Genomic DNA, 26,369 nt, shown 5'->3' with positions numbered 1-26,369 from the left:
ATGCATCGCCGACCGCTGCTGCTGCTGAACACCGAGGCCATCGAACTGTGGCCGGCCGATCTGCTGCGCGCGCGCAGCAACCTCGATGCACGCCTGCTGGCGCGGGCCCGCTGGGTGCTGCGGCGCAAGCGCGATGGCCGCTATCTGGCCGCCGTGCTGACGCAGGGCGTTCATTCGCTGGTGCCGCGCCTGCCGCACGAGCCTGGCGTGGAGGAGGCGCTGGCACTGCTGGATGCCCGCGCGTCACGCCCTTTCGCTGCGGCACTGGAGCAGCGATGGCTGCCCCTGGCGGGCTTGCAGCAACGCCTGCAGCACCTTGGCCTGGATGCGCAGGGTTACGCGGATGACACCGGGCTGCCGCTGGAAGCCGAGCCGTGCCTGCTGCATTTCGCCGGCCGCGATCGCTTTTCGCGGCCCCTGTGGTTGCGCCGCGACGCGGCGCAGGGGTGGCGGCGGATGCGCCTGCACGCGGCCCGCGATGGCGTTGCCCTGGATGCCATTTCCGGCTTCCGCAGCCATGCGTACCAGTTGGGAATCTTCGAGCGGAAGCGCGGCCGCGGCCTGAGCGTGGCGGAGATCCTGAAGGTCAACGCCGCGCCGGGCTTCAGCGAACACCACAGCGGGCACGCGCTGGATATCGGCACCCCGGGCGATGCACCTGCAGAGGAATCGTTCGAGCGTACCGATGCGTTCGCGTGGCTGCAGGCGCACGCCCGCGGGCATGGATTCCACCTGAGCTACCCGCGCGGCAACCCGCACGGGATCGTCTACGAGCCCTGGCACTGGTGCTGGAGACCGGCCAACGGCTGAGCCCCTCCCCGCACTGCCCTCACCGCCGCAGGGCGTCGATCGCCAGCAACACCCATCCCACCATCAGGCTGGTGCCGCCCACAGGCGCCAGCCGGGTAGGCCACTGCCAGAGCGCGCTGCCCACCAGGCTGCCGGAGAACAGCACGACGCCCAGCAGCAGCACGTACAGCGCCAGATGTGCGATCACGCCCTGCGCGCGCCGTCCCACTGCAACCAGCACGGCACCATGGGCGAACGCATACAGCGCCGCCATGTTCAGATGCTGCTGCGCCTGCGGATCGGACACGCCATGCGAGGCATAGGCCGACAGGCCGATCGAAGCGGCCGCCAACAGCGCACCGATGCAGGCCAGCAGCGAGGGCTTACGCGCACGTCGTTCCAGATTGAACATGACTGCTCCTTGCGCGGCGCCCGCCCGGCGGCGGACGCGGGATGAAAAAAAACGCGCCGCAGGAAGCGGCGCGTTTTCGTGTTCAACACTACATGGGTCAGCCAGCGCTTACTTGACGGCCCAGTAGATGTCGTAGGTGCCTTCCTGGGTGAACGACTTATCCACGCCGTCCTTCCACGATTCGTACGGACGGTCGATGACTTCGTTGCCCGAGGTCACTGCCCACGCACGCAGGCCGTTGCGGGCCACGTCCAGGCCGGCCATGTGACCGGTGTAGGCCGCATGCGCCGAACGATGCGGGGCGACATGCACGTACTTGACCGGGGCACCACCGTCGATCTTGACGGTCAGCTCCTCACCGGTGGCACCTTCGGTACCCTTCTTCTTCACCGGCTGTGCGATGTCGAAGGCGTACTTCTCGGCACCGAAATCGGTGGTGATGATGCGGAACGGACCGGCGGCTTCAAGGCCATTGGCCTCCATCACGCGCTTGATCCACTCCTGGTTGTCCTTGATGGACTTGGTGATGGTGTCCTGGCCGCGGTCGACGTTGCCGGCGTTGACGACCAGCAGGTCTTCGGCCGGCACCTGCACGATACCCAGATCGGTCAGCGGCGCTTCCGGAGTGCGGTAGTCGACGTTCGGCACGGTGGCCAGCATGTTCGCCATGCGCGACAGGCCCAGCTTGATGTCGTCGCCGATCTGGCGGCTGACATACAGGCCGGCATAGCGACCGAACAGGTCGAAGCCGTACTTCACCGAGTAGTCCTGGGTGATCTTGACGTTGCGACCGCCCTTGCCGGTCGGCTCCAGATTGAAGGTGGTGACCTTGTCGTGACCCTTGGTCGGGTCTTCGATGGCGATCACAACACGCTTGTTCTCTTCGGCCTCGGTCACCTTCCAGGAACCGTTGCCCAGGTCCTTGGAGGAGAAGTCGAGGGTGGCACCGACGCCGGAGGCCGGGCCGGACAGCTTCAGTTCAACGGCGGGATCGCGCAGTACCAGCGGGTTCCAGTCCTTGAAGCGGCGCAGGCTGCTGACCGTGTCGTACACGATCGTCATCTTGCGGTTGGTCTCGATGCTTTCGGTGATGTGGCGCTCGCCCGGCAGACATACGCCAATGATGACGAACAGGCCAGCCACGATCCCCAAGGCGATCAGGAACTCGATAATACGGGTCATTCAGGAGTCTCCGGGGCCGATCCCACGGCCGGGTTGATTGAAGCGAAGCGCCAATCCTAGCAGGCTTCGCGGGCATTGTTTATCGCGATTGGCGCACCGGTTTCCCTGCCGGCTGCGTATTTGTATGGACAAAGGATTGGCAGGGTAGCGCATCCGGCCGCCCCGCATGTAGGGGGCAGCCCGTCCCGGGGCCCGGGAATGCCGGCCAAACCTTTGGCGCAAAAGGCTTTTCGTCAGACCAGCTGCAGTTCGAACGCCTTCAGGACGGCCCGCGTACGGTCGCGCACGCCCAGCTTGGACAGGATGTTGGACACATGGTTCTTGATGGTGCCCTCGGCCACGCCCAGCGAATTGGCGATCTCCTTGTTGGAGAAGCCGCTGGCCATCAGCCGCAGGATCTCCGTCTCGCGGTCGGTCAGCGGGTCCGGCCGGTCCAGGCTGACGAAATCATTGCGCATGTGTTCCAGCCCGGACAGCAGCCGCTGGGTCACCGCCGGCTGCACCAGCGATCCGCCGTCAGCCACGGTGCGGATGGCGCCCACCAGCTGGTCCAGGGTCACGTCCTTGAGCAGATACCCCTTGGCGCCGGCCTTCAGGCCCGCCAGCACCAGCTGGTCGTCGTCGAAGGTGGTCAGGATGATGGTCGGCGGCAGCTGTTCCAGCCGCGACAGGACCTGAAGCGCCTCCAGCCCGGACATCACCGGCATGCGCATGTCCATCAGGACCACATCCGGACGGACCTGGGGCACCAGTTCGACCGCCTGCCGGCCGTCGCCGGCCTCGGCCACCACCTCGATGCCGTCGTCCAGCGCCAGCAGCGAGCGGATTCCCTGCCGCACCAGGGTTTGGTCGTCGACCAGGCAGACGCGAATCATCAACGCACTCCTTCAGGAACCTTGGTAAGGGCGGCCACCAGCACGGTTGCCGGCACCGTCGCACGCAGGCAGAAGCCTTCGCCGGGGCGGGTTTCCACCTGCAGCTGGCCACCGCATTGTTGCAGGCGCTCGCGCATCCCGCGCAAGCCATTGCCCACATTGACCATTTCCGCGCCGACACCGTCGTCGCGCGCCTCGACCACCACCCGGTCCGGTGCCTCACGGTACACCCGGATCCACAGATGACGGGCCCCGGAGTGGCGCACCGTATTGGTGATGATCTCCTGGGTGCAGCGCAGCAGCACGTGGGCCCGCTGCGGATCCTCCACGTTCAGGGGGTCCTCGATGTCCAACTGGATGTCCAGCGAGGGCACGTTCTCGGTCAGCGGGCGCAGCGCGGCAGCCAGGTCGATGGCGCTGGTCTCGCGCAGCTGGCTGACCACTTCGCGCACATTGCCCAGCAGCAGCTTGGCCAGCGTGTGCGAGCGTTTCACGTGGTCCAGCGCCTTGCCTTCGGCGAGATGGCCGGCCACTTCCAGGTTCAGGGTCAGCGCGGTCAACTGATGCCCCAGCAGGTCATGCAGCTCGCGCGAGATGCGGGTGCGCTCGTTGACCCGTGCGCTCTCGGCCAGCAGGGCGCGGGTTGCCCTCAGCTCCGCATTCAGCCGGCGCTGCTCGTCGCGGGCGTCGGTCTGCTGCCGTGCGACCAGGCTGGTCACGAACATGAACATGGAGAAGCCGCCATACAGCAGCGACTGCATGAGTGCCTCGAACAACGGCATGTCGAGAATCAGATAGTAGACCGGCAGCACCGCCAGCTGGCTGAGCAGCAACCAGATCACCCCACTGCGCACGGGCAGCATCCACGGGATCACTCCGGCGGCCACCATCATCAGGATGCTGCCCAGGCCCGAACCGCTCAGGTAGCTGACGCCCAGGGCCGAGCCGGTCAGTACCACCAGCACCACCCGGTCGTACCAGGCGGCCTGGCTGCTGTCGCGCAGGCCACGGGTCAGCCAGAAGTAGCCGGCGCCGAAGAACAGGTAGGCGGCAAACAGCCACAGGGACCAGCTGTCGATGCCGCTGCCGTCGTGCCGCAGCATCGACTCGTACTGGGAATACACCACGGGCAGGCCGACCATGACCCAGGTGAACAGGCCGGCCAGGCGCAGGACTCGGATTTGGCTGAGATATCCCAACATGGAGGCATCTTAGGCTGAACCAGCGCTCCTGCCCCCGGGCAGAAGTCATGGCGACGGGCGTGCCCCCGCCAGCCACCCATGCAATAATCGTGCGCAGGGTCCGTTGCAGGACCAACCGCGTTACCCCACGGAGTCACAATGTCGATTGTCATCCGCGACGTGCGCGAGCACGAGCTCGATTCCGTCCTGGCTTTGAACAACAACGCTGGCCTGGCCATCCTTCCGCTGGATGCCGCACGCCTGCGCCTGTTCTATGAAACCGCTGAGTACTTCCGCGTCGCCGAGCGCGACGGCAACCTGGCCGGGTTCCTGATCGGCTTCGGCAGCGACAGCCAGCACGACAGCAGCAACTTCGCCTGGTTCAAGCAGCAGCTGGACACCCCGTTCTTCTATATCGACCGCATCGTGGTCGCCAGCCGCCGCCGCGGTGGTGGCGTCGGCAGGGCGTTCTACGCCGATGCGCAGAGCTTCGCCGAGCTGCGCTACCCGCAGATGACCTGCGAAGTCTTCCTCGACCATGGTGCCGATGCCGCCCTGCTGTTCCACGGCAGCTTCGGCTTCCGCGAGCTGGGCCAGAACACCATGCCGCAGGTCGATGTGCGCGCCAGCATGCTGGCCAAGGAACTGTGCAGCTACCCGTGGGTACAGGAGACCTACGGCGGCAAGCTGCCGGATGTGGCATGGACACGCGACCGGCAGCTGCCGGCGCAGGCACAGCGGCCGACGGGGACCTGAGCGTGGCGGTGAATTTCGATTACGAACAGGCAGGTGAACTGAAGATCGGCCAGGTCGGCATCGCCAACCTGCGCGTGCGGACCCTCGATGTCGAACGGCTCGTGCAGGAAATGCGCGAACGGGTGACCCGCGCCCCGAAACTGTTCGGCCGTGCCGCGGTGATCCTGGACTTCGGCGGCCTCAGCCAGGTACCGGACGTGGCCACCGCCCAGGCGCTGGTCGATGGCCTGCGCAGCGCCGGCGTGCTGCCGGTGGCGCTGGCCTATGGCACCAGCGCGGTCGACCAGCTCTCGCAGCAGCTCGGCCTGCCGCTGCTGGCCAAGTTCCGCGCCCAGTACGAGCGTGTCGAGACCGAGCCGGCCCCGCCGCCTGCGCCTGCGCCGGAGCCGCGCCGCGCCGCCCGCGCGGAACCGAAGCCGGCCCCGGCCGCTCCGGTGGCCAGGGTGGCCGAGGGCTCGGCACCGCAACCGGGCCGCATGCAGCTCGGCAATGTGCGTTCCGGCCAGCAGCTGTACGCGGAGAACTGCGACCTGACGGTCATGGCGACCGTCGGCGCCGGTGCCGAGGTGATCGCCGACGGCAGCATCCATATCTACGGCACCCTGCGCGGCCGCGCGCTGGCAGGTGCCCAGGGCAACACCGCGGCACGCATCTTCTGCCGTGATTTCCATGCGGAACTGGTGGCCATTGCCGGCCACTACAAGGTACTGGACGATGTCCCGGACAACCTGCGCGGCAAGGCCGTGCAGGTGTGGCTGGAACAGGACCAGGTCAAGATCGCTGCGCTGGACTGACGCAGCCCCAACATCATGCAGAACCAGGAGAAGTCCTTTGGCTGAAATCATCGTAGTCACCTCCGGCAAGGGCGGCGTCGGCAAGACCACTACCAGCGCGAGCCTGGCCTGCGGCCTGGCACGGCGCGGCAAGAAGGTGGCGGTGATCGACTTCGACGTCGGCCTGCGCAACCTCGACCTGATCATGGGCTGCGAACGCCGCGTGGTGTACGACTTCGTCAACGTCGTGCACGGCGAAGCCACCCTCAAGCAGGCCCTGATCAAGGACAAGCGCTTCGACAACCTGTACGTGCTGGCTGCCTCGCAGACCCGCGACAAGGACGCGCTGACCCAGGAGGGCGTGGGCAAGGTGCTGAAGGACCTGGCCGCCGACGGTTTCGACTTCGTGATCTGCGACTCCCCGGCCGGTATCGAGAAGGGTGCCTTCCTGGCGATGTACTTCGCCGACCGCGCGGTGGTGGTGGTGAACCCGGAAGTTTCCTCGGTGCGCGACTCCGACCGCATCATCGGCCTGCTGGATTCGAAGACACACAAGGCCGAATCCGGCCAGGACGTGCCGGCCTTCCTGCTGCTGACCCGCTACAGCCCGTCGCGCGTGGAAACCGGCGAGATGCTGAGCATCGTCGACGTGGAGGAAGTGCTGGGTCTGAAGGCCATCGGCGTGATTCCCGAATCGGGTGACGTGCTGAACGCCTCCAACAAGGGCGAGCCGGTGATCCTCGATGGCGAATCGATTGCTGGCCAGGCGTATGACGATGCGGTGAGCCGCATCCTGGGCGAGGAGCGGCCGATGCGCTTCACCACCGTGGAGAAGAAGGGCTTCTTCAGCAAGCTGTTCGGAGGGTAAGCATGGGCCTGTTTGATTTCCTCAAAGCGAAGAAGACCACCGCCGAAACCGCCAAGAACCGCCTGCAGATCATCATCGCGCAGGAGCGCAGCCATCGCGGTGGTCCGGACTACCTGCCGCTGCTGCAGCGCGAGCTGCTGGAAGTGATCAAGAAGTACGTCAACATCGACGTCGACGCGGTGAAGGTCGACCTGGTCAAGGATGGCCAGCACGACGTGCTGGACATCTCCGTGGCGCTGCCGGAAGGCCCGGAAAAGCCCTGACCCCCTGCCCCGCCCGTGCCTGCATGGGCGGGGCTGCACGATTCCGCATGACTGACACGACAACCGCCGTGGACATCACCTGCGTGGGCGATATCGCCTTCGCCGATGCACAGCGCCTGCTTGCCGCGCATGGGCTCGATCTGCACCACGTCGCCGCCGGCGAGCCGATTCCCGGCAGCTACTGGGGGGAACCTGAAGCAGGCATCATCGCCAGCAACGTGTATGTGCGCGACGACACGCCCGTGCATTCGATGCTGCACGAGGCCTGCCATCTGATCGTGCTGCCGCCGGAGCGGCGCGCGCAGGTGCATACCGATGCCACTGATTCGGTCGCCGAGGAAGATGCCACGTGCTACCTGCAGATCGTGCTGGCCGCGCAGCTGCCCGGCGTCGGCAGCGCACGGCTGATGGCCGACATGGATGCGTGGGGGTATACGTACCGGTTGGGATCGACGAGAGCGTGGTTCGAGCAGGACGCCGAAGACGCGAAGGCGTGGTTGATCGAACGCGGGCTGCCAGTGGCGTAAGGCCGCGGGCGCGGTTGGCCACGGGCGCGTGGCGACGCGCCGAACCCTGCGGCGCCCCTTTTTTCACTCGGCGCGGTTCGAGCAGGACGCCGAAGACGCGAGGGCGTGGTTGATCGAACGCGGGCTGCCAGTGGCGTAAGGCCGCGGGCGCGGTTGGCCACGGGCGCGTGGCGACGCGCCGGACTCTACGGCGCCCCTCTTTTCACTCGGCGCGGTTCGAGCAGGACGCCGAAGACGCGAAGGCGTGGTTGATCGAACGCGGGTTGCCAGTGGCGTAAGGCCGCGGGCGCGGTTGACCACGGGCGCGTGGCGACGCGCCGAACTCTGCGGCGCCCCTCTTTTCACTCGGCGCGGTTCGAGCAGGACGCCGAAGACGCGAGAGCCTGGCTGATCGAACGTGGATTGCCGGTAGCGTGACGCGCCGCGAAACGGGGTCAGATCCCTTTTGCTGCGCAAAAGGGATCTGACCCCATCACCCCTGCCCTGCCAGCGCACGCAGGGTAATGCCGACGATGTACGCCAGGTAGGTCCCGGTGGCGTAGCCCATTGTTCCCAGCAGCACGCCTACCGGTGCCAATGCAGGATGGAAGGCGGCGGCCACCACGGGCGCCGAGGCCGGACCGCCGATGTTCGACTGCGAGCCGATGGCGAAATAGAAGAACGGCACCTTCAGCAACCGGCCCAGGCACCACAGCAGCACGATGTGCACGGCGATCCAGATCAGGCCGAGCAGGAACAGCCACGGACGGTCCAGCAATGCCAGCAGATCCATCTGCATGCCGATGCAGGCGATCAGGAAGTACAGCAGCAGCGACCCCAGACGTGACGCTCCCGCTCCCTCCAGCGTGCGCGCGCGGGTGAAACTCAGGCCCAGGCCCAGCGTGGTCGACAGCACCACCACCCAGACGAAGGGAGCATCCAGGCTGAACTGCGATGCCCAGCCGACATGGGCCTTGAACCAGGCCGCCAGCGGCGTGCCGATTGCATGCGCCAGACCGACGCCACCGAACGCAACGGCGACGATCAGCATCAGATCAGTCAGGCTGGGAATGCGCTCGTGTTCGGCCTGGAAGCGCGCGATGCGTTCCTTCAGTTCGTCGATGGCCGAGGTATCGGCACCGCTGCGTGCGTCGATCTTCGCGGCGCGCCCGGCGAGGAAGATCAGTACCGCCATCCAGACGTAGCCGACACCCACGTCGACCACGGCGAACTGGCCGAAGGTGGTGGCGTTGACGTCGAATACTTCGCGCATCGCCAGCATGTTGGCGCCACCGCCGATCCAGCTGCCGGCCAGTGCGGCCATGCCGGCCCAGGTGTCGCCGGCAACGGTTTCCGGGTGCAGCGCGCGCATCAGCAGGAAGGCGACCACGGCACCGAGCATGATGCTGGCGGAGGCACCCAGGTACATCAGTACCAGCTTCGGTCCCAGCCGCAGGATGCCCTTGATGTCCACGGCCAGGGTCAGCAGCACCAGCGCCGCCGGCAGCAGGATGTCACGCGCGACCGGGTTGTACAGCGCGGTGTTCTGCCCGTCGATCAGGCCGACGGTGTTGTAGATGCCAGGAATGAGATAACACAGCAGCAACGCCGGCACGAAGGTGTAGAAGCGCTTCCACGGCCCCTGCTCCCGCGAGGCGGTCCAGAACACGGCCCCCAAAGTGGCGGCGATCAGGCCGAAGACCACGATGTCGTTCTGGATCAGGGCGTTCGAAGTCATGCGGGCGCTCGGGTAGAGCCGAGCCATGCTCGGCTGCTGTTGGCGGGAAAGGAGGCACAGAGCAGCCGAGCATGGCTCGGCTCTACAAAAAGCAGAGCGCCGCCCTGGGGGGCGGCGCCGGACCGGCTTATTCGCCGATATGCTGCTTCAGCCAGCCGTTGACCGTGTCATGCCACAGGATGCTGTTGTGCGGCTTGAGCACCCAGTGGTTCTCGTCCGGGAAGTACAGGAACTTCGACTCGATCCCCTGCCGCTGCGCCGCCGTGAATGCCGCCAGGCCCTGCTCGACCGGAATACGGAAGTCCTGCTGGCCATGGATGATCAGGATCGGCTTCTTCCAGTCCGCCACGTGGTTGACCGGGTTGAACTTCTCGTAGTTCGCCGCCTTCTGGTACGGCGTGCCGCCCTGCTCCCACTCGGTGAACCACAGCTCCTCGGTGGCGTAGCCCATCATGCGCTGGTCGAACACGCCATCGTGGTTGACCAGGCACTTGAACGGGCCGTTCCAGTTGCCGGCGATCCAGTTGACCATGAAGCCGCCATAGCTGGCGCCCAGAGCACAGGCCTTGTCACCGTTGAGGAACGAATACTTCTTCAGTGCCGCGTCCCAGCCCTTCTGCAGGTCTTCCAGCGGACGATCACCCCAGTGCTGGCTGATCGCATCGGTGAATGCCTGACCGTAGCCGGTGGAGCCGTGGAAATCGATCATCACCACCGCGTAGCCCTGGCCCGCATAGGTCTGCGGATTCCAGCGGTAGCTCCAGCCGTTGCCGAAACTGCCCTGCGGACCGCCATGGATCAGGAACGCGACCGGGTAGGACTTGCCTTCCTGGTAGTTGTGCGGCTTGACCACATAGCCGTGCACGGTGTCGTTGTTCCAGCCCTTGAACGAGAACTGCTCGAAATCGCCGAAACTGACGTCCTTCAGCACGTCGCCGGCAGACGGTGTCAGCGCACGCAGCTCGCCCATCGGCTGGCCGGCGGCTGGCAGCAGGCCGACCAGTACCTGGTCGTTGCTCTTCAGGCTGTTGCGGGTGATCGCCACGCTGGTGCCGGCCACATCGACGGCGGTCACGCTGCCATCGCCGATCAGGCGGGTGGCCTTGCCGGTGGCGACATCGATCTGGAACAGCGGGTGCTCGCCCAGATCATCGGCGGTGGTATAGATGCTGGCGCCATCGGCGGACAGCACGATGCCACCCGCCGAGCGATCCCACTGCGGGGCGATCTCACGGCTCTTGCCGCTGGCCAGATCCATCGCCATCAGGCCGAAGCGATCAGCTTCAAAGCCGGGGCGCTTCATCGCACGGTAGAACAGCGTCTTGCCATCGGCACTGAACACCGGGCCCGCATCCCATGCGGGGTTGGAGGCGGTCAGGTTCACCGGTGCCTGACGGCCGGCAGCATCGAAGCGATAGAGGTCGAAGTTGGTCGACCACGGTTCCTCGCGGCCCGCCACGCGGATGCTGGCGACCACGCTGCTGCCGTCCGGCGACCACACGAAGTCATCATTGCCACCGAATGGCTTGGACGGCGCATCGCCATCGAGGGTGGCGCTCAGCGCTGAAGCCCCCTTGACCGGGCCGGCCTGGGCGCCCGGCAGCGGCGCGACGAACAGGGTGTTGCGACGGCCGTCGTTCCAGGTATCCCAATGGCGCACGAACATCGAATCCCAGACCTGGCCACTGGCCTTGGCGTCCTTCTTCTCTTTCAGCTTCTTCTCGGTGCAGGCCAGGTCCGACGCGCAGGCCTGGAACACGCCGGCGCTGAACAGCACGCGGTCGTCCTGTGGCGAGACGTGGTAGCTGTCCACATCCACCGGGAAATCGGTCAGCTGGCGCGGGGCGCCGCCGCTGATCGCCTGCGCGTACAGCTGCTGGCTGCCGTTCTTGGCACTGAGGAAGTACACCGTCTGGCCGTCCGCCGACAGCGAGGCGGAATTGACGTTCCAGCCGGCCGGGGTGATCTGCTTCGGCGGTGCCGCGTCACGCGTGCGCAGGTTGCGTGCGTACAGGGCGGTGCTGGCCTTGAGGTTGGCGTCGGTGCTGCGCTTGGCGAACACCACGGTGCCGCCATCGGCGCTCAGCACCGGCGCGGAAACGCGATCCATGGCCACCATGTCGCGGATCTCCAGGCCACGGGCAGCGGCGACGCTGGGCAGAGCGGCCAGCAGGCTCAGTGGCAGCAGGGCATGACGCAGTTTCATCGGGATCTCCGCAGGACGGCAAAAAAGCGATGGTAGGCCCCGCAGCCCGGGGCTGCCAAGGCCATCGGTCATGGCCGTGATCGGGCAGCCGCCAGAAACAGCAAACCGCGCCGTAGCGCGGTTTGTGGGTGGACCCGGGGTCGGATCCGATTCCGCAGGAATCGGCTCTGCCCCGGGCGCCGCCGGCGTGGGGTCAGAGCCCTTCCCTTCCGGGAGGGATCCGACCCATCACTTACGCCTTGGCGTACTTGCCGGTGCGGTAGATCAGCCAGCCCACCAGGAACAGCACGGCCAGGCCGATCCACTGCGCGGCCGGCAGATGGAACGGCACGGCCAGCACGTCGGCGCGGCTGCTGACCACGATCGGAATGGCGATCGCGATGCCCATCAGCGCCTCGCCGGTGATCAGGCCTGCGGCGAACAGCACGCCCGGCTTGTGCACGCGGTCGCGGCCCTCTTCATCATCGGCACGCACCTTGTGGAAGCGCTCGACCAGGTAAGCGATCAGGCCGCCGAGGAAGATCGGCACCATCAGCTCCAGCGGCAGGTAGATGCCGATGGCGGCCGCCAGCACCGGCACCCGGAAGCGCGCGTTGCGCGCCTTCAGCCAGCTGTCGAAGGCGATGATGACGGCGCCAACCACCGCACCGATGCCGATGAAGGTCCACGGCAGCTCGCCACCGAACAGGCCCTTGGCCACCGACGCCATCAGGTTGGCCTGCGGCGCAGCCAGCGCGTTCGGGTGCAGCTCGGTCTTCACGCCGATGCCATAGGCGGTGGCCAGCAGGTTCAGCACCGGGGCCATGATCAGCGCGCAGGAGAACGCACCGATGCCCAGCATCAGCTGCTGCTTCCACGGCGTAGCGCCGACGATGTAACCGGCCTTGAGGTCCTGCAGATTGTCACCACCGACGGCGGCAGCGCAGCACACCACCGCGCCGATCATGATCGCAGCCACCGCACCCAGCGGTGCACCGCCGGTACCGACCGGCTTGAGGCCATCGGCACCCAGCAGCACGACCAGTACCGCCGAGGCGAACAGGATGGTGGAAATGGTGATGCCCGAGACGGGGTTGTTGGACGAACCGATCAGGCCGGCCAGGTAGGCCGAGACCGACACGAACAGGAAGCCGGCGACGATCATGATGATGGTCATCGGGATCGACACGTGCCACTGGCCGACGATGGCCTGGTACAGGGCCAGCAGCGGCAGCACGAAGACCACCAGGGCGACCAGCATCCACTTCATCGGCAGGTCGCGCTCGGTGTGCGCCAGCACCGGTCCGCCGCTCTTGCGGGCGGCGGCAAAACCGCTCTTGACGCCGTTGAGCAGCGACTTGCGCAGCGAAATCAGGGTCCAGATGCCACCGATCAGCATTGCGCCGACACCCAGGTAGCGCATCTTCGCGCCCCAGATGGCGAATGCGGCCTCGGTGGAGGACGCAGCGGCCACCGACGCGGCCAGGGCCGGGTCGGTGTTCATGAAGAACGCCTGGTAGAGCGGGATGGCGATGTGCCAGGTCAGGATCGAGCCGGACACCACCACGATGCCGACATTGAGGCCAACGATGTAGCCCACGCCCAGCAGTGCCGGCGACAGGTTGGTGCCGATGAACGCGGTGACCTTGGAACTGCCCACGTAGGCCGAGGTGGCCCAGGCATCGGGAATCAGGCGCATGCCGCTTTCCGCGGCCAGCTTGACGAAGGCGCCGATCACCGCCGACAGGCCCAGGATCTTCAGGCCCGGACCCGGGTTCTCACCGGCCTTGAGCACTTCCGCCGCCGCCTTGCCTTCCGGGAAGGGCAGCGGATCTTCGACAATCATCGAGCGGCGCAGCGGCACCGAGAACAGCACGCCCAGCAGGCCGCCCAGGCCGGCAATACCCAGCACCCACCAGTACTTGAAGTCCGGCCAGTAGCCCATGATCACCAGCGCGGGGATGGTGAAGATGACACCGGCGGCGATCGAGGAACCGGCCGAGGCGCCGGTCTGCACGATGTTGTTCTCGAGGATCGAGCCACCGCCCAGCAGGCGCAGCACGCCCATGGAAATGACTGCGGCGGGAATCGCGGTGGCGATGGTCAGGCCTGCGAACAGACCGAGGTAGGCGTTGGCCGCGGACAGCACCACCGCCAGCACGATGGCCAGGGCCACTGCGCGGAAGGTGAGCTGCTTGGGCGCAGCGTCGTGGTTCATGGGAGCCCCTGCTGGCAAAAAATCCCTGCCACGCTAGCGTTCAGGGGGCGGCAAGTCCAGTGCGCTTCGTACCGGTCGTCCGGCTTGGGCGCGACGACGCGCTGCGGCAGGCGCTCGCCCCCTCCCGATGTGTCGTGTTTAGCCAAGTGATGCACAGTGCGCCGCTTCATCGGGACAGGTGGCCCCTGCCCGGGCGCCCTCGTCCCAGCGGGCGGTGCACGCCAGGCAACGGATTTCCGGCTCGGCGCCAGCTTGAGTCGACTGCCGCAGTCGTACACCGTGCACGGCCCCACACACTCCGTCAGGAGGAGACCCGATGGCAGACGTCCCGTTGATCACGACGATGCGCGCCCGCGTTTTTGCAGCAGGCGCTGTGCTGTGCACGCTGCTGCCCATCGGCGATGCCACCGCCTACAGCGGATTCGGCGCCGCCGTGATCGAGGATCGAGAGGGAAACCCCTGCTTTGGCCTGCCGTCACGGGCACTGGAATGGATGCGGTCCCCCCGCAGATTGCACGCATTGACGGTGTATCAGGGCGACACGGTGAAAACCTGGTCGTTCATGTATGACTCGGCTCCCCCACAGCTGCTCGCGTCCGGGCAGTGCATCGTCTACGGCGCTCTGCCCGCATCCGCCACGCTGCTCAGGTCTCCGCAGCCACTGCTTCCTGGAACGCTGTATGAGGTCTACCTCAACGCCCCCACGAATGGGCCTATCAGAGGCTACAGGGCCAGGTTCTGCCTGAAAGCCGCACCCGATGGATCAATCCAGGTGATCCCCGTCAGCCATGACAAGCACACGGGCTGGAGCGCGGCCGTCTGCCAACCCTGACGGCTGCCATGATTATGTTATGTTATATCCTGTCGTACCCAAAAAATCTCGCACGTGTCCCCTTCCCCCTCTCTCCGGCTGGCCTCCATCGACCAGCTGCGCGGCACCGTCATGCTGTTGATGCTGCTCGACCACGTGCGCGAGACCTTCTTCCTGCAGCACCAGGTCAGCGACCCGATGGACGTATCCACGGTCTCCCCCGCGCTGTTCGCGTGCCGCCTGCTGGCCCACCTGTGCGCACCGGTGTTCGTGCTGCTGACCGGCCTGTCGGCCTGGCTGTACGGCCAGCGCCAGGCGGATCCGCGCCGGGCCACGGCCGCGTTCCTGCTCAAGCGCGGGCTGTTCCTGGTGGTGCTGGAACTGACCCTGGTGAATTTCGCCTGGACCTTCCAGCTGCCTCCGGACACCGTGTACCTGCAGGTGATCTGGGCGATCGGCCTGAGCATGGTCGCGCTGGCCGGCCTGCTGTGGCTGCCACGCGCGGCGCTGCTGGCGCTGGCGGTACTGCTGGTGGCCGGCCACAACCTGCTCGACGGCGTGCGCGTGGCAGGCGACGGTGTGCTGCCGGTGCTGTGGAAGGTGCTGCACCAGCGGGACTGGATCGAGGCCGGTGCACTCCGGCTGCGCACGTCCTATCCGGTGCTGCCGTGGATCGGGGTGATCGCGCTCGGCTATCTGATGGGGCCCTGGTTCGCGGCGGACCGCATGCCAGCGCAGCGTCACCGCTGGCTGGTGTGGGCTGGGCTGGCAGCGCTGGGCATGTTCGCCCTACTGCGGTTCGGCAACGGCTATGGCGATACGCCCTGGCAGTTCCAGCAGGACGCGCTGCGCACCTGGATGAGCGTGTTCAACGTGACCAAGTATCCGCCATCACTGCAGTTCCTGTTGCTGACCCTGGGCGTTGGCCTGCTGTGGCTGCGCCTGTTTGAGTGGCCTGCGATGGCACGGGCGTTGAGGCCGCTGGCAGACATCGGCGCGGCACCGATGTTCTTCTACCTGCTGCATCTGTATCTGCTGAAGCTGCTGTACCTGGCGGCGCTCGGTTTCTGGGGGCCGACCCACGGCAGCCTGTACGCCCTCGATTCGGTCGCCGGCCTGATCCTGGTCGCCTGTGCGCTGGCGGTAGTGCTGTACCCGCCAACGCGGGCATTCGCGCGGTTCAAGGCCCGTCGGCGCGACCTGGGCTGGCTGCGATACCTGTGACCCCGCTCGCCGGGCGCGGCCTGATGCTGCCCGCCACGGGCGCGGCGGCGGGCCTATAATCGCGCCCTTTCCGCAGTGCCCGCCGTCGATGACCGTTGCCGCTCCCGCTTCCGACGACTTCCTTGGCCACCCCAAGGGCGTCTACGTCTGCTTCTTCACCGAAATGTGGGAGCGCTTCTCCTTCTATGGCATGAAGGCGCTGCTGCTGCTGTACCTGACCAAGTACCACCTGTTCGGCGACAAGGCCGGACTGGACCTGCTTGGCGCCTACGGTGGCCTGGTGTACTGCGTCCCGGTGTTCGGCGGCATGCTGGCCGACCGCTGGCTGGGCATGCGCCGTGCAGTGCTGTTCGGCGGCATCCTGCTGGTGCTGGGCCATCTCGGCATGGCCTTCGAAGGCCACGCGGCGTACCGGGTCAACGGTGAAGTGGTGCGCGACACCTCGGCGCTGGCGGTGACCTATCTGTCGCTGGCGCTGATCATCATGGGCGTGGGCTTCCTCAAGCCGAACATCTCCACCATCGTCGGCAAGCTGTACGCCAAGGACGATCCGCGCCGCGACTCCGGCTTCTCGCTGTTCTATGCCGGCATCAACCTCGGGGCGCTGTTCTCGTCGCTGGTGTGCGGCTTCCTCGGCGAGGCCTATGGCTGGAAGTATGGCTTCGGCGCGGCGGGCATCGGCATGCTGGCCGGGCTGGCGATGTTCCTGTGGGGGCAGAAGTACCTGCACGGGCATGCCGAGCCGCCACAGCCGGCCGCGCTGAAACAGCGGGTGCTGGGCCTGCCGCGTGAATGGCTGATCTATCTGTGCGCGGTGCTCGCGGTGCTGCCACTGGCGTGGCTGATGTGGGCCGCCGGTAACGGTGCGTTCGCTCTGGGCGGCGAAATCAGCCTAGCGTTGATGCTGATGCTGGTGGTGCTGGGAGGCGTGCTGGTCTGGTTCGCCTGGTTCACCGGCAGCCAGTGCACGCCGGTGCAGCGCCAGCAGATGATCGCGCTGATGGTGCTGATTTTCCTGGCGCTGGTGTTCTTCACCCTGTACGAGCAGTCCTATGGCTCGTGGGTGACGTTCACCGATCGCCTGCTGACCAAGGACATCGTTCCCTCGCTGGTGATCACCGACGGCACGCCGCTGCCCTGGTCGATCCTGTCGTTGCTGCTGGCGCCGCTGGGCTTCGTGGTCAGCGCGCGCCTGACCGAGCGTCGACCGGGGTCGGCCGCGCCGCGCCGGTTCTTCATTGCCATCGTCGCGCTGATGCTGGTCCTGCTGGTGCGCGACTGCCTGGTGATTCCGCAGACCGCCGGCTCCCTGACCTATCTGGGCGGACTGTTCCTGGTGCTGCTGGCGCCGGCCTTCGCCGCCCTCTGGACCTGGATGGACCGTCGCGGCTGGGAGCCGGGCAAGCCGGTCAAATCCGCCTGGGGCCTGGTGATCGGCGCGCTCTCGTTCGTCCCGCTCGCATTGGCCGCACAGCAGGTCGGCGCCACCGGCGAGATGGCCAGCGTGTGGTGGCTGGTCCTGGCCTACTTCCTGTTGGCCAGTGGTGAGATGTGCCTGTCGCCGGTGGGCCTGTCGGCCGTAACGCAGCTGGCCGTGCCGCGGGTGATGAGCCTGATGATGGGCACCTGGTTCCTGGCCACAGCGTTCTCCGAGACGCTTGCCGCGCTGTTCGGCAAGCTGGCGGCCATCGATGTGCCCGAAGGCGGCACGCTGGACATGGCGGCGGCGGCCGGTGCGTATGCGCACCTGTTCTGGCTGCTGATGTGGATCGGCCTGGGCTGCGCCCTGCTGGCCTTCATCGCCGCGCCGCTGCTGAAGCGGATGATGCACGGGGTCAGGTAACTGCACTGCGCGGCGGTGGATCGTGGATCCGCCGCCACTCTGCGTTTACGGCGCCTTGCCCTTCCCTGCCGGCGCCGATGCCTGGGCGGTCTTGCCTCCCAGGCTGCGCGACAGGAATGCGAGCAGCTTGTCGTAGTACTCGGTGCGATGGGCCAGGGTGTAGAAGCCGTGCCCCTCGGTCTTGTAGTACAGGCTTTCCACCGGCGTCCCGGCACGCTTCAGTGCCGCTTCCATGCGCTCGGTGTGCTGGATCGGCGCACGCTTGTCTTCGCCACCGGCCGCGAGGAACACCGGCACCTTGATCTGCGTGGCCAGGTTCACCGGCGAAACCGCGCCCAGCTTGGCCGGATCACCCAGCCATTCGCGCAGGAAGGTCACGCCCGAGTCGCGCTCCTGCACATCGCCGCGGGCGAACATCAGCGGCAGGTCGTACACGCCGACATAGCCGGCCGCGCACTGATACAGCCCCTGTTCGCGGGCAGCGCCCATCATCGCGGCGTAGGCCCCGTAACTGGCACCGTAGATGCAGATGCGTCTGGCATCGGCGATCCCCTGCGCGATCGCCCAGCGGGTGGCGTCGGTGACGTCATCCTGCATCGCGGCGCCCCATTGCTGGGCGCCGGCCTGGGCATGCGCACGGCCATAGTTCCCCGAGCCACGGAAGTTGACCTGCAGCACGGCGTAGCCGGCAGCGGCCAATATCTGCGTCTCGCGGTCGTACTGGCCATTGTCGAACACGTGGAACGGCCCACCGTGCGGCATCACCACCATCGGCAGGTTGCGTCCGTCGCTGCCGGAGGGCACGGTGAGGAAGCCGTGCAGCGGCAATCCGTCGCGCGCCTTGAGTGCCACCGGACGCACCGTTGCACTGCGATCGATGTCGATCCAGTCGCTGCGGCTGATCAGGTGCTCAGCCTTGCGGGCCTCCGTGTCGTACACATAGAAGTCGCCGGGATTGGTGCCTGACCAGGTCTCCACCAGCACCACGCGGCCATCCCGGGTACTGGAGGTGATGTAGACCGCCCCCCCGAAGGCCGCCTCCAGGCTGCGGTACAGGCGCGCCTCCGGCGACTTCTCGTCGAAGAACCGGGTCCGTGGTGTGTCGCCCATAAACAGGGCGCCCACCGGCACATGGGTCCCGGGCCGGCGGATGATGCGGTACGGATCGACCACCTCGTCGCGCAGCACGACAGCGCGCTCGCCGGTCTGCGGATTCCAGCTGACGATGGCATCCGGCCCCTGCGCCTGCTCGGCCTGCAGGTACGCCAGGCTGCCATCGGCGGAGAAGCCGATCGCGGTCTCGATGCGCGTGCTCACCGCCTCATCGTTGATCATCTTCCAGCTGTCACCCGATCGCTCGCGGTAGTACAGCTTGTTGACATTGTCGCTGCCGGACCCGTGGACGAACCGGACTTCGCCCTGGCCATCGGTGGTGAACTCACCGCGCCGCACCGGCGAGGAGGCCATGCGCACGCGCCTGCCGCTGGCCACGTCCATGCGTTCGACGCGGGTGAACGGATCCTCCGCGAACGGCCATACCGTCACCAGCACGTTGCGTTCGTCGCCGGGCAGATCATCGGCCAGGAACGCCGCGACCGCCTCGACTTTCTTCGGCTGGATGCGGGTACCCGGGCCCTTGCTTTCGACGCGGTAACCGACCAGCAGCTCGCCGCGATTGCCGTTGGCATCGATGGCGTAGAGCTCGCCGGTGGGATTGGGCTTATCCAGCGCGCCCCACTTCTCGGCCAGGCCGATCAACAGCCGTTCGTTGCTGACCCAGTCGAATTCGTAGGCGTGATTCTTCTGCGGCGGGCGGAAGCTGCCCACGAGCTGCTTGTCGGCCAGCCGCATCACCGCGATCGCGGTGCTGTCCTCCATCGGCACGGTGGCAGCGACATACTCGCCCCCCGGCGATATCTTGATGTCGGTGAAGGTCTCCTGGCGCAGGAACTGCGCCAGATCCACCGCCCATGCGCTGCCCGCGGCAACGCTACCCACGACGACCAGTGCGGCCGTCAACATCGTCCTGCGCATCCTTCCCCCTGCTCCGATGGACACCTTGTCCTGTACACGGATTCTAGGCAGGCGCCGTCTGTCCCGCCAGAGCCGGAAAAGACGACGGCACCGTTGCCGGTGCCGTCGTTGCCACTGCCTTGGAGAGAGAGTCAGGACGTGGGTTCGGGGGGCGTGCGCCGGGTCAGTGGACCCCGCGCACCGCCAGGGTGAGGGCCAGGATGCTGAGGATCACCGCGATGGTGCCGTCAAGCACACGCCAGGTGCTGGGCTTGGTGAACAGCGGCGCCAGCAGGCGTGCACCGAGGCCCTGCGCGGTCAGCCACAGGCAGCTCGCGGTGACCACGCCGGCCGCGAAGGCCATGCGTGCGTGGCCGAAGTTCTCGGCAATGGAGCCGATGACCATCATGTCCAGCCAGAAGTGCGGGTTGATCAGCGAAAAGCCGACCGCCGCCATCAGCACCGCGCGGCGGCTGCCGTCGTCGCTGTCGGCTTCACCCATGCCACCGCCACCGGCAATGGCGCGGCGCGCCGACTTCATCGCGTACCAGGCCAGGAAAGCCACGCCGGTCCACAGCACGGCCGAGGTCAGCCACGGCAGCGCCGAGGTCAACGTGCGCAGGCCGGCCACGCTGGCGAAGATGAAGAACGCATCGATGGCCGCGCAGGTGGCGACCACCGGCACGATGTGCTTGCGCAGGATGCCCTGGCGCAGGATGAAGGCGCTCTGGGCACCGACCACGGCGAACAGGCCGATGCCGGTGGCTGCACCAGAGAACCAGGCACCGAGGCCGGTGCCGGCGGAGATGACCGAAAACATGGGATTCACTGCCTTGTCTTGCTGGGGGGACGGTGCCTCGCGAAGGCGGACAGCACCGGGTACGGGCGCCATTGTCGCGCCGCAACATAGAAAAGACGAGCTAAACTTCCTAAACCAACATTAGCGGAACTTAATACCATGCGCATCGACCATGCCCAGCTGCGCGCGCTCGCCGCCGTGATCCGCGAAGGCAGCTTTGATCGCGCGGCGCAGTCGCTCAATGTCACCCCCTCGGCCATCTCGCAGCGGGTCAAGGCACTGGAGGATCGTGTCGGACGCCTTCTGGTGAAGCGTGGCGCCCCCGCCACTGCCACCGCCGAAGGCCAGGTGCTGGTGCAGCTGGCCGAGCAGACGGCCCTGCTCGAGCATGACGCCCTGCACCGGATGGGGCTGGCCGATGAAGATCTGCCCCAGGCCAGCATCCCGGTGGCGGTGAACCACGACAGCCTGGAAACCTGGTTTCCGCAGGCGGCGCAGCAGTTCGCACTGGGTACCGGCACCACGCTCGACCTGCGCGTGGAAGACCAGGACCACACCGTGGAGCTGCTGCGGCAAGGCACGGTGCTCGGCGCGGTGACCACCCTGGACGAGCCGGTGCAGGGCTGCCAGATCCATGCACTCGGCAGCATCCGTTACGCGGCCACCTGCACGCCGGAGTTCCGCGAACGGCACTTCGCCAAGGGCGTGACCGCGCAGGCGCTGGCACAGGCACCGGTACTGGTGTTCAACCGCAAGGACGAAATGCAGTCGCGCTTTGCCCGGCGCATGGCCGGCGACGACCTGCCCAGCACCGCGCCGACCTGGTGGATTCCCTCCACCCGTGCCTTCGTGCAGGCCAACCTGGGCGGCATGGGCTGGACCATGAACCCCCTGCCGCTGGTCAAGCGGCACCTGGATGCCGGCCGCCTGGTCTACGTGCGACAGCGCGCGTGGGAGGACGTGCCGCTGTACTGGCAGCACTGGAAGGGCGATGTACAGACCATGGCCCTGCTGACCCGCGCGGTGCTGGAGGCATCCTCGACGCTGGTGCGGCGCAGGCGCTGACACCGTATGCATCCCGTCCACAGCGGGCATGCCTCTACTGTGCGGAATCCGATGACAGGACGGGCCGATGCAGACCGATCCGCTGTTCCTGCATATCCGCGTGGTGATGGGCATCATCCTGGGCCTGTCGATCACGACCCTGCTGAAAGGGATTGCGCAGATCATCGAGCATCCGCAGCGACGCGGCTGCTCGGCACTCCATCTGTGCTGGGTGGCATGGACGCTGGTGTCGCTGGTCACCTTCTGGTGGTGGGAGTTCCGCCTGATCGAAGTCCACCGGTGGACGTTCGAGACCTATCTGTTCGTGATCTGCTACTGCGCGACCTGGTTCCTGCTCTGCGCCCTGTTGTTCCCGGATGACCTGCGCGACTACGGCAGCTACGGCAATTACCTGATGCAGCGCAGACGCTGGATATTCGGCGTGATCGGCGCGCTGACGCTGCTGGATCTGGTGGACACCGCGATCAAGGGCACAAGCCGATGGCATCTGCTGGGCGCGGCGTATCCGGTCCACACTCTGCTGATGCTGCTGGTGGTCCTGCTGGGCTGGAAACTGCACTCCAGCCGGGCACAGCTGCGACTGGCCGCGGCCACCCTGCTCTACCAGATCGGCTATTTCACCGCCGAATACTTCACAATCGGCAACGATTGAACGAGACGGGCAGTTCCTTCAGCGCCCGGTCACAAGGAGGTGCCATGACCATCCGTTACCGCGATGCCCATCCCGACGATGCCGCCGCCTGCATCGACCTGCGCGGGCGTACCCGCGAGAATGCCTTCAGTGCCGCGCAGCTGGCCGAGCTGGGCATCACGACGCAGAGCTGGGCCGAAGGCATCTGCAACGGAGATTTCATCGGACGCATCGCCTGCGACGGCGAGCGCATGGCCGGCTACGGGTTTGCCGACCGCGAAAGCGGCGAGGTGCTGGTTCTGGCCCTGCTGCCGGAGTACGAGAATCTGGGCATCGGCCGACGTCTGCTGCAGGATGTGGTCAGCCTGGCCCGGGATGCCGGTCACCACCGGCTGTTCCTTGCGTGCTCGGCCGACCCGCGCTCGCGCTCGCATGGCTTCTACCGCCATCTCGGCTGGTGCCCGACGGGCGAGATCGACGAAACCGGCGACGAGATTCTCGAACTGCGTTGACCCCAAGCGGAGTGCTGGCCGCTGCGGTCAGTCGACGTCGACCACGTGCAGCTGCGCCTGGACCACCTGCGCCTCGGCGCCGGTGGAACCGGGCGTCAGATTGATCGAGAACTGCAGGGTCACATCCATCGGGCGCAGGGCGAAGCGTGTCAGCTCCTGCGGCTTGATCGGGAAACCGATGCGCAGGGACTGGCCCGCGCGCAGCTCCTGCATCTGCTGCCGCAGCGCGGCCGAGGCCATGCCGCTGCGCAACGCCGTGGTCTTCTCGGAGTGGTTGTCCTTCACCCTGACCGACGGGCCACGGCTGCGGATGTACTCCAGTGGCAGCGACACAGGCTCGCTGCCGCTGTTGCGCAGTTCCAGTTCGACGTTGAGGGTGTCGCCACGGAAACGGCACTGGGCATCGTCCACGCAGCGCGCATGAAGTTCGATCATGGGAGGAAGCTCCTTGCTGTGGGCCGGCAGCGCTGCGGCAGCGGCAAAAGTGGCAATCAACGAAATCACTTGACGGTGCATGTTATCTCCCGGCCGATTTCCCGGCTCAGCAGTTCACGTACTTCCCGCGCGATGTTCCAGGCATGACGCGGCCGGGTCACCGCGCAGTCCACGGAATTCATGATGGTCGCCGCCGGATCGGTCAGCTCACGGGAATCCGGAACGGCAACCAGCACCTCCGGATCCAGAGTGCCATCGGGCTGGACGTAACGCACGGTCTCTTCGTCCGGGTCGTTGTACGAATACTCGTCCGGCACGCCCAGGGTGTGGGCGAACTCGTGGGCGAAGGTCCAGGCCGTGGTCGACACGGAGACATCGATATCCGGGAATTCCACCTGCTCCCGGTCATAGGTGCGATGAACGATCAGCCTGTAGTCGCTGCCGCCCTGCACCCACCGCACCTCGTAGCGGATCGGGAAGCTGCGGGTGCCGCACGCGGGATCATGGACGTCCAGCGTGAACCGGCCGTTCCAGAACTGATCGATGCCGCGCTCCATGCGCGCCTTGACCGCCGCCACCTCGGCAGCGGTGACGCCGGGCTTGGGCATCACCTGCACCTTGATCGACACCACCACCTCGCCCTGGGCCTGCAGCGGAACATCGATGCGGTAGCTGACCTGGAAAGGATAGTCATGCTTGTCGCCATTGACGTCATAGGCTTCGTAGTAGCGCCCGTCCACGTCACGGTCGATCTGCGCATCATGGTCCGCCACCCAGCACTGCGGCGCGTCCTCGTCGCGCACGGCGGTGCCGGGCGCTGCGAAGGGGGGTGTCTGCAGGGTCGGCTTCAACAACGGCGCGACGATCGCTGCGATCGCCGCCACTCCGGCGCCTGCACCTGCGCGCCCTCCACCGCCGGCCACCACGTGGGCGCGCTGCTGCTTGCCCGATACCAGTGCGCAACCGCAGCTGGCCCTATCGCCATCGCGGGCGACCGGCTGGCCATCGATGACCAGGGTGGCATCGCCGGAAACGATCGAACCCGGACCATGGCGTGCACAGATGACACGGTCGCCGACACGCGCCACGGCGCGCCCTTCGATATCGGTATGCGGGGAACCTGTAAGGACCGAACCGCCCGTCTGCAGGGCGTCACCCACCACGATCAGCATCCGTGACATCGTTGCGCGGCCCCTCCGTGGCCGGTGGTCGTTCTGGAATCAGCCGACAAGTCTACCCCGGAGCGACCGCCGGCAGGATGATGCATTGCACAAAAACCGGACCCGTTCCGGGTAGAATCCTCTGCAAGGATGCTGCAAGGCGTTGTTTCTTCACGCCCTTCCCCTGCCCAGCGCGCATCCTGATCTCCTCCCCTCCGCCAACGATCCCGCCCCCATGAAGAAATTTGGCAAGGCCCTGCTCGCCCTGCTCGTGCTGTTCCTGCTGGCTGCCGCCGTGTTCCTGTACTGGCCGCTGACCCAGCGCTCCGTACCCGCCGCCAGCAACGACAAGCCTGTCGACGTTGTGCTGGTCGGCGCCGGCATCATGAGCATCACCCTGGCCACCTACCTGCAGGAACTGCAGCCGGACTGGAACATCCAGGTCTATGAACGCCTCGACGGCGTCGCCGGTGAAAGCTCCGACGGCTGGAACAACGCCGGCACCGGCCACTCGGCATTCGCCGAGCTGAACTACACCCCGGAACTGCCCGACGGCAGCATCGAGACCAAGCGTGCGGTCGGCATCGCCGAATCGTTCGAGGTCTCGCGCCAGTTCTGGTCGCACCAGGTGAAGGAAGGCCGGCTCAGCGAGCCCAGCGACTTCATCAACCCCACGCCGCACATGAGCTTCGTCTGGGGCGATGACAACATCGCCTACCTGCATAAGCGCCAGCAGGCGCTGGTGAAGAACCCGCTGTTCTACGGCATGCAGTACTCGGAAGACCCGGCACAGATCCGGCAGTGGGCTCCGCTGATGATGGAAGGCCGCGATCCGAAGCAGAAGGTCGCTGCGACCTGGATGCCACTGGGTACCGACGTCAACTTCGGCGTGATCACCCGCCAGTTGACCGCCGGCCTGCAGCGCAGTCCGAACTTCAGCCTGCACCTGAACCACGAAGTCTCGGCACTGCGGCAGAACGCGGACAAGAGCTGGAACGTCACGGTGAAGGACCTCAAGGCCGGCACCGAGAGCACCACCCACGCCCGCTTCGTGTTCATCGGTGCCGGCGGCGCCGCGCTGAAGCTGCTGCAGATGTCAGGCATTCCCGAGTCAAAGGACTACGCCGGCTTCCCGGTGGGCGGCCAGTTCCTCGCCTTCCAGGGCCAGGACGTGACCTCGCGCCATGGCGTCAAGGCCTATGGCATGGCCGAGACCGGTTCGCCGCCGATGTCGGTGCCGCACCTGGATGCGCGCAAGCTGGACGGCAAGCCGGTGGTCCTGTTCGGACCGTTCGCGCTGTACAGCACCAAGTTCCTCAAGCACGGCTCGTGGTGGGACCTGTACTCGTCGGTGACCCACAACAACGTTGCGCCGATGCTGGAAGTGGGCAAGGACAACCTGGACCTGGTGCAGTACCTGATGAGCCAGGCGCGGCTGAATGATGCCGACCGCCAGGCCGAACTGGTCAAGTACTTCCCCAATGCCAAGCCGGGCGACTGGAAGCTGGTCACCGCAGGCCAGCGCGTGCAGATCATCAAGCGCGACCCGTTGAAGGGTGCGGTGCTGCAGTTCGGTACCGAGATCGTGACCGACAAGGACCACACCATCGCTGCGCTGCTGGGCGCTTCGCCCGGTGCCTCGACGTCGCCGCCGATCATGCTGGATCTGATGGCCAAGGCCTTCCCCGAGCAGATGAAGGCCGGCTGGGAAGCGCGCCTGCGTGAGATCGTGCCCTCCTACGGGCGCAAGCTCAACGACAGTGCGGCACTGGTCAACGAGATCCGTTCGATGACCAGCCAGACCCTGAAGCTGCCCTACCTGGAAGTGCCGGCCGATGCCACGGCTGCACCGGCCACACCGCCGGCGCCGACGCCGGCGCCGGGCAAGGAAAAGCGCAACGCCAACGAGGAACTGCAGGCGCTCTGAGCCCGGTTCTTCGATGACACCTACGGACGGCCACCTTCGGGTGGCCGTTCGCATTCAGGGAGCTCGGCTCTGCCGGGGCTCGCGGTGCGTGTCCCAGGCATCGACCAGCCCGGGCGAATTGTAATGTTGTTAAGAACGATTTACATTTGCGCCTCGCGCGGACCGCCCGCGCTCACCAGACGGACCTGACCCAGCCCGAAGCC

At 66.5% G+C, this 26,369-nt stretch carries 24 protein-coding genes; 13 read left to right on the top strand and 11 right to left on the bottom strand.

Annotated features, from left to right (window positions below):
• On the top strand, nucleotides 1-810 hold the full coding sequence (locus ACVOME_RS02475; RefSeq protein WP_065174599.1) for a M15 family metallopeptidase: 810 nt from the start codon (nucleotides 1-3) through the stop codon (nucleotides 808-810).
• Between the two features lie 19 nt (nucleotides 811-829).
• Here the strand turns inward: ACVOME_RS02475 and ACVOME_RS02470 are convergent, their stop codons facing one another.
• The 4 genes from ACVOME_RS02470 to ACVOME_RS02455 form a co-directional block, all read right to left on the bottom strand.
• Nucleotides 830-1,201 (bottom strand): DUF423 domain-containing protein, encoded by a 372-nt coding sequence (locus ACVOME_RS02470; RefSeq protein WP_065182368.1) that lies wholly within the window; start codon nucleotides 1,199-1,201, stop codon nucleotides 830-832.
• 108 nt (nucleotides 1,202-1,309) lie between these two features.
• Nucleotides 1,310-2,383 carry a polyketide cyclase gene (locus ACVOME_RS02465; protein WP_053516163.1) on the bottom strand — a complete coding sequence of 358 codons (1,074 nt, stop codon included), beginning with the start codon at nucleotides 2,381-2,383 and terminating at the stop codon, nucleotides 1,310-1,312.
• A 233-nt stretch (nucleotides 2,384-2,616) separates the two neighbouring features.
• Nucleotides 2,617-3,258, bottom strand: coding sequence for a response regulator (locus tag ACVOME_RS02460; RefSeq protein ID WP_053516165.1), 642 nt, complete (start codon nucleotides 3,256-3,258; stop codon nucleotides 2,617-2,619).
• Entirely contained in the window at nucleotides 3,258-4,460 is a 1,203-nt protein-coding gene (locus tag ACVOME_RS02455) for a sensor histidine kinase (RefSeq protein ID WP_111186567.1), read from the bottom strand. Before ACVOME_RS02455 ends, ACVOME_RS02460 begins: the two co-directional genes overlap by 1 nt.
• Before the next feature lie 138 nt (nucleotides 4,461-4,598).
• Between ACVOME_RS02455 and ACVOME_RS02450 the strand changes: the two genes are divergently transcribed.
• The 5 genes from ACVOME_RS02450 to ACVOME_RS02430 are packed head-to-tail and all read left to right on the top strand — an operon-like array spanning nucleotide 4,599 to nucleotide 7,626.
• Complete coding sequence (locus tag ACVOME_RS02450; protein WP_053516169.1) at nucleotides 4,599-5,195, top strand: GNAT family N-acetyltransferase; 597 nt, start codon at nucleotides 4,599-4,601, stop codon at nucleotides 5,193-5,195.
• Nucleotides 5,141-5,989 carry a septum site-determining protein MinC gene (gene minC / locus ACVOME_RS02445; protein WP_053516171.1) on the top strand — a complete coding sequence of 283 codons (849 nt, stop codon included), beginning with the start codon at nucleotides 5,141-5,143 and terminating at the stop codon, nucleotides 5,987-5,989. Before ACVOME_RS02450 ends, minC begins: the two co-directional genes overlap by 55 nt.
• Nucleotides 5,990-6,026: 37 nt before the next feature.
• Nucleotides 6,027-6,836: a septum site-determining protein MinD gene (minD, locus tag ACVOME_RS02440; RefSeq protein WP_053516174.1), complete on the top strand. Its 810-nt coding sequence runs from the start codon at nucleotides 6,027-6,029 to the stop codon at nucleotides 6,834-6,836.
• A gap of 2 nt (nucleotides 6,837-6,838) precedes the next feature.
• Nucleotides 6,839-7,099, top strand: coding sequence for a cell division topological specificity factor MinE (gene minE, locus ACVOME_RS02435; protein WP_053516176.1), 261 nt, complete (start codon nucleotides 6,839-6,841; stop codon nucleotides 7,097-7,099).
• Nucleotides 7,100-7,146: 47 nt separating this feature from the next.
• Nucleotides 7,147-7,626, top strand: a complete 480-nt coding sequence (locus ACVOME_RS02430; RefSeq protein ID WP_111186566.1) for a hypothetical protein — start codon at nucleotides 7,147-7,149, stop codon at nucleotides 7,624-7,626.
• 472 nt (nucleotides 7,627-8,098) lie between these two features.
• On the opposite strand, the gene ACVOME_RS02425 is transcribed toward ACVOME_RS02430, so the two are convergent.
• From ACVOME_RS02425 to ACVOME_RS02415, 3 genes are all read right to left on the bottom strand, one after another.
• Nucleotides 8,099-9,343: a DUF819 family protein gene (locus tag ACVOME_RS02425; RefSeq protein WP_481504681.1), complete on the bottom strand. Its 1,245-nt coding sequence runs from the start codon at nucleotides 9,341-9,343 to the stop codon at nucleotides 8,099-8,101.
• 127 nt (nucleotides 9,344-9,470) lie between these two features.
• Nucleotides 9,471-11,549 carry an alpha/beta hydrolase family protein gene (locus ACVOME_RS02420; protein WP_065182372.1) on the bottom strand — a complete coding sequence of 693 codons (2,079 nt, stop codon included), beginning with the start codon at nucleotides 11,547-11,549 and terminating at the stop codon, nucleotides 9,471-9,473.
• 232 nt (nucleotides 11,550-11,781) lie between these two features.
• On the bottom strand, nucleotides 11,782-13,746 hold the full coding sequence (locus ACVOME_RS02415; protein ID WP_053516183.1) for an OPT family oligopeptide transporter: 1,965 nt from the start codon (nucleotides 13,744-13,746) through the stop codon (nucleotides 11,782-11,784).
• Between the two features lie 316 nt (nucleotides 13,747-14,062).
• On the opposite strand from ACVOME_RS02415, the gene ACVOME_RS02410 reads away from it, so the two are divergent.
• From ACVOME_RS02410 to ACVOME_RS02400, 3 genes are all read left to right on the top strand, one after another.
• Complete coding sequence (locus ACVOME_RS02410) at nucleotides 14,063-14,578, top strand: hypothetical protein (protein ID WP_253118937.1); 516 nt, start codon at nucleotides 14,063-14,065, stop codon at nucleotides 14,576-14,578.
• Nucleotides 14,579-14,632: 54 nt separating this feature from the next.
• Nucleotides 14,633-15,781 carry an acetyltransferase domain-containing protein gene (locus tag ACVOME_RS02405; protein WP_277381498.1) on the top strand — a complete coding sequence of 383 codons (1,149 nt, stop codon included), beginning with the start codon at nucleotides 14,633-14,635 and terminating at the stop codon, nucleotides 15,779-15,781.
• An 88-nt stretch (nucleotides 15,782-15,869) separates the two neighbouring features.
• On the top strand, nucleotides 15,870-17,624 hold the full coding sequence (locus tag ACVOME_RS02400) for a peptide MFS transporter (RefSeq protein ID WP_481504680.1): 1,755 nt from the start codon (nucleotides 15,870-15,872) through the stop codon (nucleotides 17,622-17,624).
• A 45-nt stretch (nucleotides 17,625-17,669) separates the two neighbouring features.
• On the opposite strand, the gene ACVOME_RS02395 is transcribed toward ACVOME_RS02400, so the two are convergent.
• Both ACVOME_RS02395 and ACVOME_RS02390 read right to left on the bottom strand, forming a co-directional pair.
• Nucleotides 17,670-19,658, bottom strand: coding sequence for an alpha/beta hydrolase family protein (locus ACVOME_RS02395; protein ID WP_481504679.1), 1,989 nt, complete (start codon nucleotides 19,656-19,658; stop codon nucleotides 17,670-17,672).
• A 163-nt stretch (nucleotides 19,659-19,821) separates the two neighbouring features.
• Nucleotides 19,822-20,457: a LysE/ArgO family amino acid transporter gene (locus ACVOME_RS02390; protein WP_053516190.1), complete on the bottom strand. Its 636-nt coding sequence runs from the start codon at nucleotides 20,455-20,457 to the stop codon at nucleotides 19,822-19,824.
• A gap of 138 nt (nucleotides 20,458-20,595) precedes the next feature.
• Between ACVOME_RS02390 and ACVOME_RS02385 the strand changes: the two genes are divergently transcribed.
• The 3 genes from ACVOME_RS02385 to ACVOME_RS02375 all read left to right on the top strand — a co-directional run bounded on the left by ACVOME_RS02385 (nucleotide 20,596) and on the right by ACVOME_RS02375 (nucleotide 22,644).
• On the top strand, nucleotides 20,596-21,501 hold the full coding sequence (locus tag ACVOME_RS02385; RefSeq protein WP_053516191.1) for a LysR family transcriptional regulator ArgP: 906 nt from the start codon (nucleotides 20,596-20,598) through the stop codon (nucleotides 21,499-21,501).
• Nucleotides 21,502-21,568: 67 nt separating this feature from the next.
• Nucleotides 21,569-22,153 (top strand): hypothetical protein, encoded by a 585-nt coding sequence (locus ACVOME_RS02380; protein WP_053516192.1) that lies wholly within the window; start codon nucleotides 21,569-21,571, stop codon nucleotides 22,151-22,153.
• A 44-nt stretch (nucleotides 22,154-22,197) separates the two neighbouring features.
• Nucleotides 22,198-22,644, top strand: coding sequence for a GNAT family N-acetyltransferase (locus ACVOME_RS02375; protein WP_065182375.1), 447 nt, complete (start codon nucleotides 22,198-22,200; stop codon nucleotides 22,642-22,644).
• A 27-nt stretch (nucleotides 22,645-22,671) separates the two neighbouring features.
• Here the strand turns inward: ACVOME_RS02375 and ACVOME_RS02370 are convergent, their stop codons facing one another.
• Nucleotides 22,672-23,079: a hypothetical protein gene (locus tag ACVOME_RS02370; protein WP_164151800.1), complete on the bottom strand. Its 408-nt coding sequence runs from the start codon at nucleotides 23,077-23,079 to the stop codon at nucleotides 22,672-22,674.
• Nucleotides 23,080-23,144: 65 nt separating this feature from the next.
• Nucleotides 23,145-24,260, bottom strand: coding sequence for a PAAR domain-containing protein (locus tag ACVOME_RS02365; RefSeq protein WP_080375221.1), 1,116 nt, complete (start codon nucleotides 24,258-24,260; stop codon nucleotides 23,145-23,147).
• Nucleotides 24,261-24,474: 214 nt separating this feature from the next.
• Here ACVOME_RS02365 and mqo point away from each other — a divergent pair, with 214 nt between their 5' ends.
• Nucleotides 24,475-26,166, top strand: a complete 1,692-nt coding sequence (gene mqo, locus ACVOME_RS02360; protein WP_283218921.1) for a malate dehydrogenase (quinone) — start codon at nucleotides 24,475-24,477, stop codon at nucleotides 26,164-26,166.
• The last annotated feature ends 203 nt before the right edge of the window (nucleotides 26,167-26,369 follow it).

The sequence above is a fragment of the Stenotrophomonas sp. STEN008 genome (assembly GCF_056760435.1).
The sequence above is the reverse complement of the archived record's forward strand: the minus strand, read 5'-3'. Positions and strand labels throughout refer to the sequence as shown.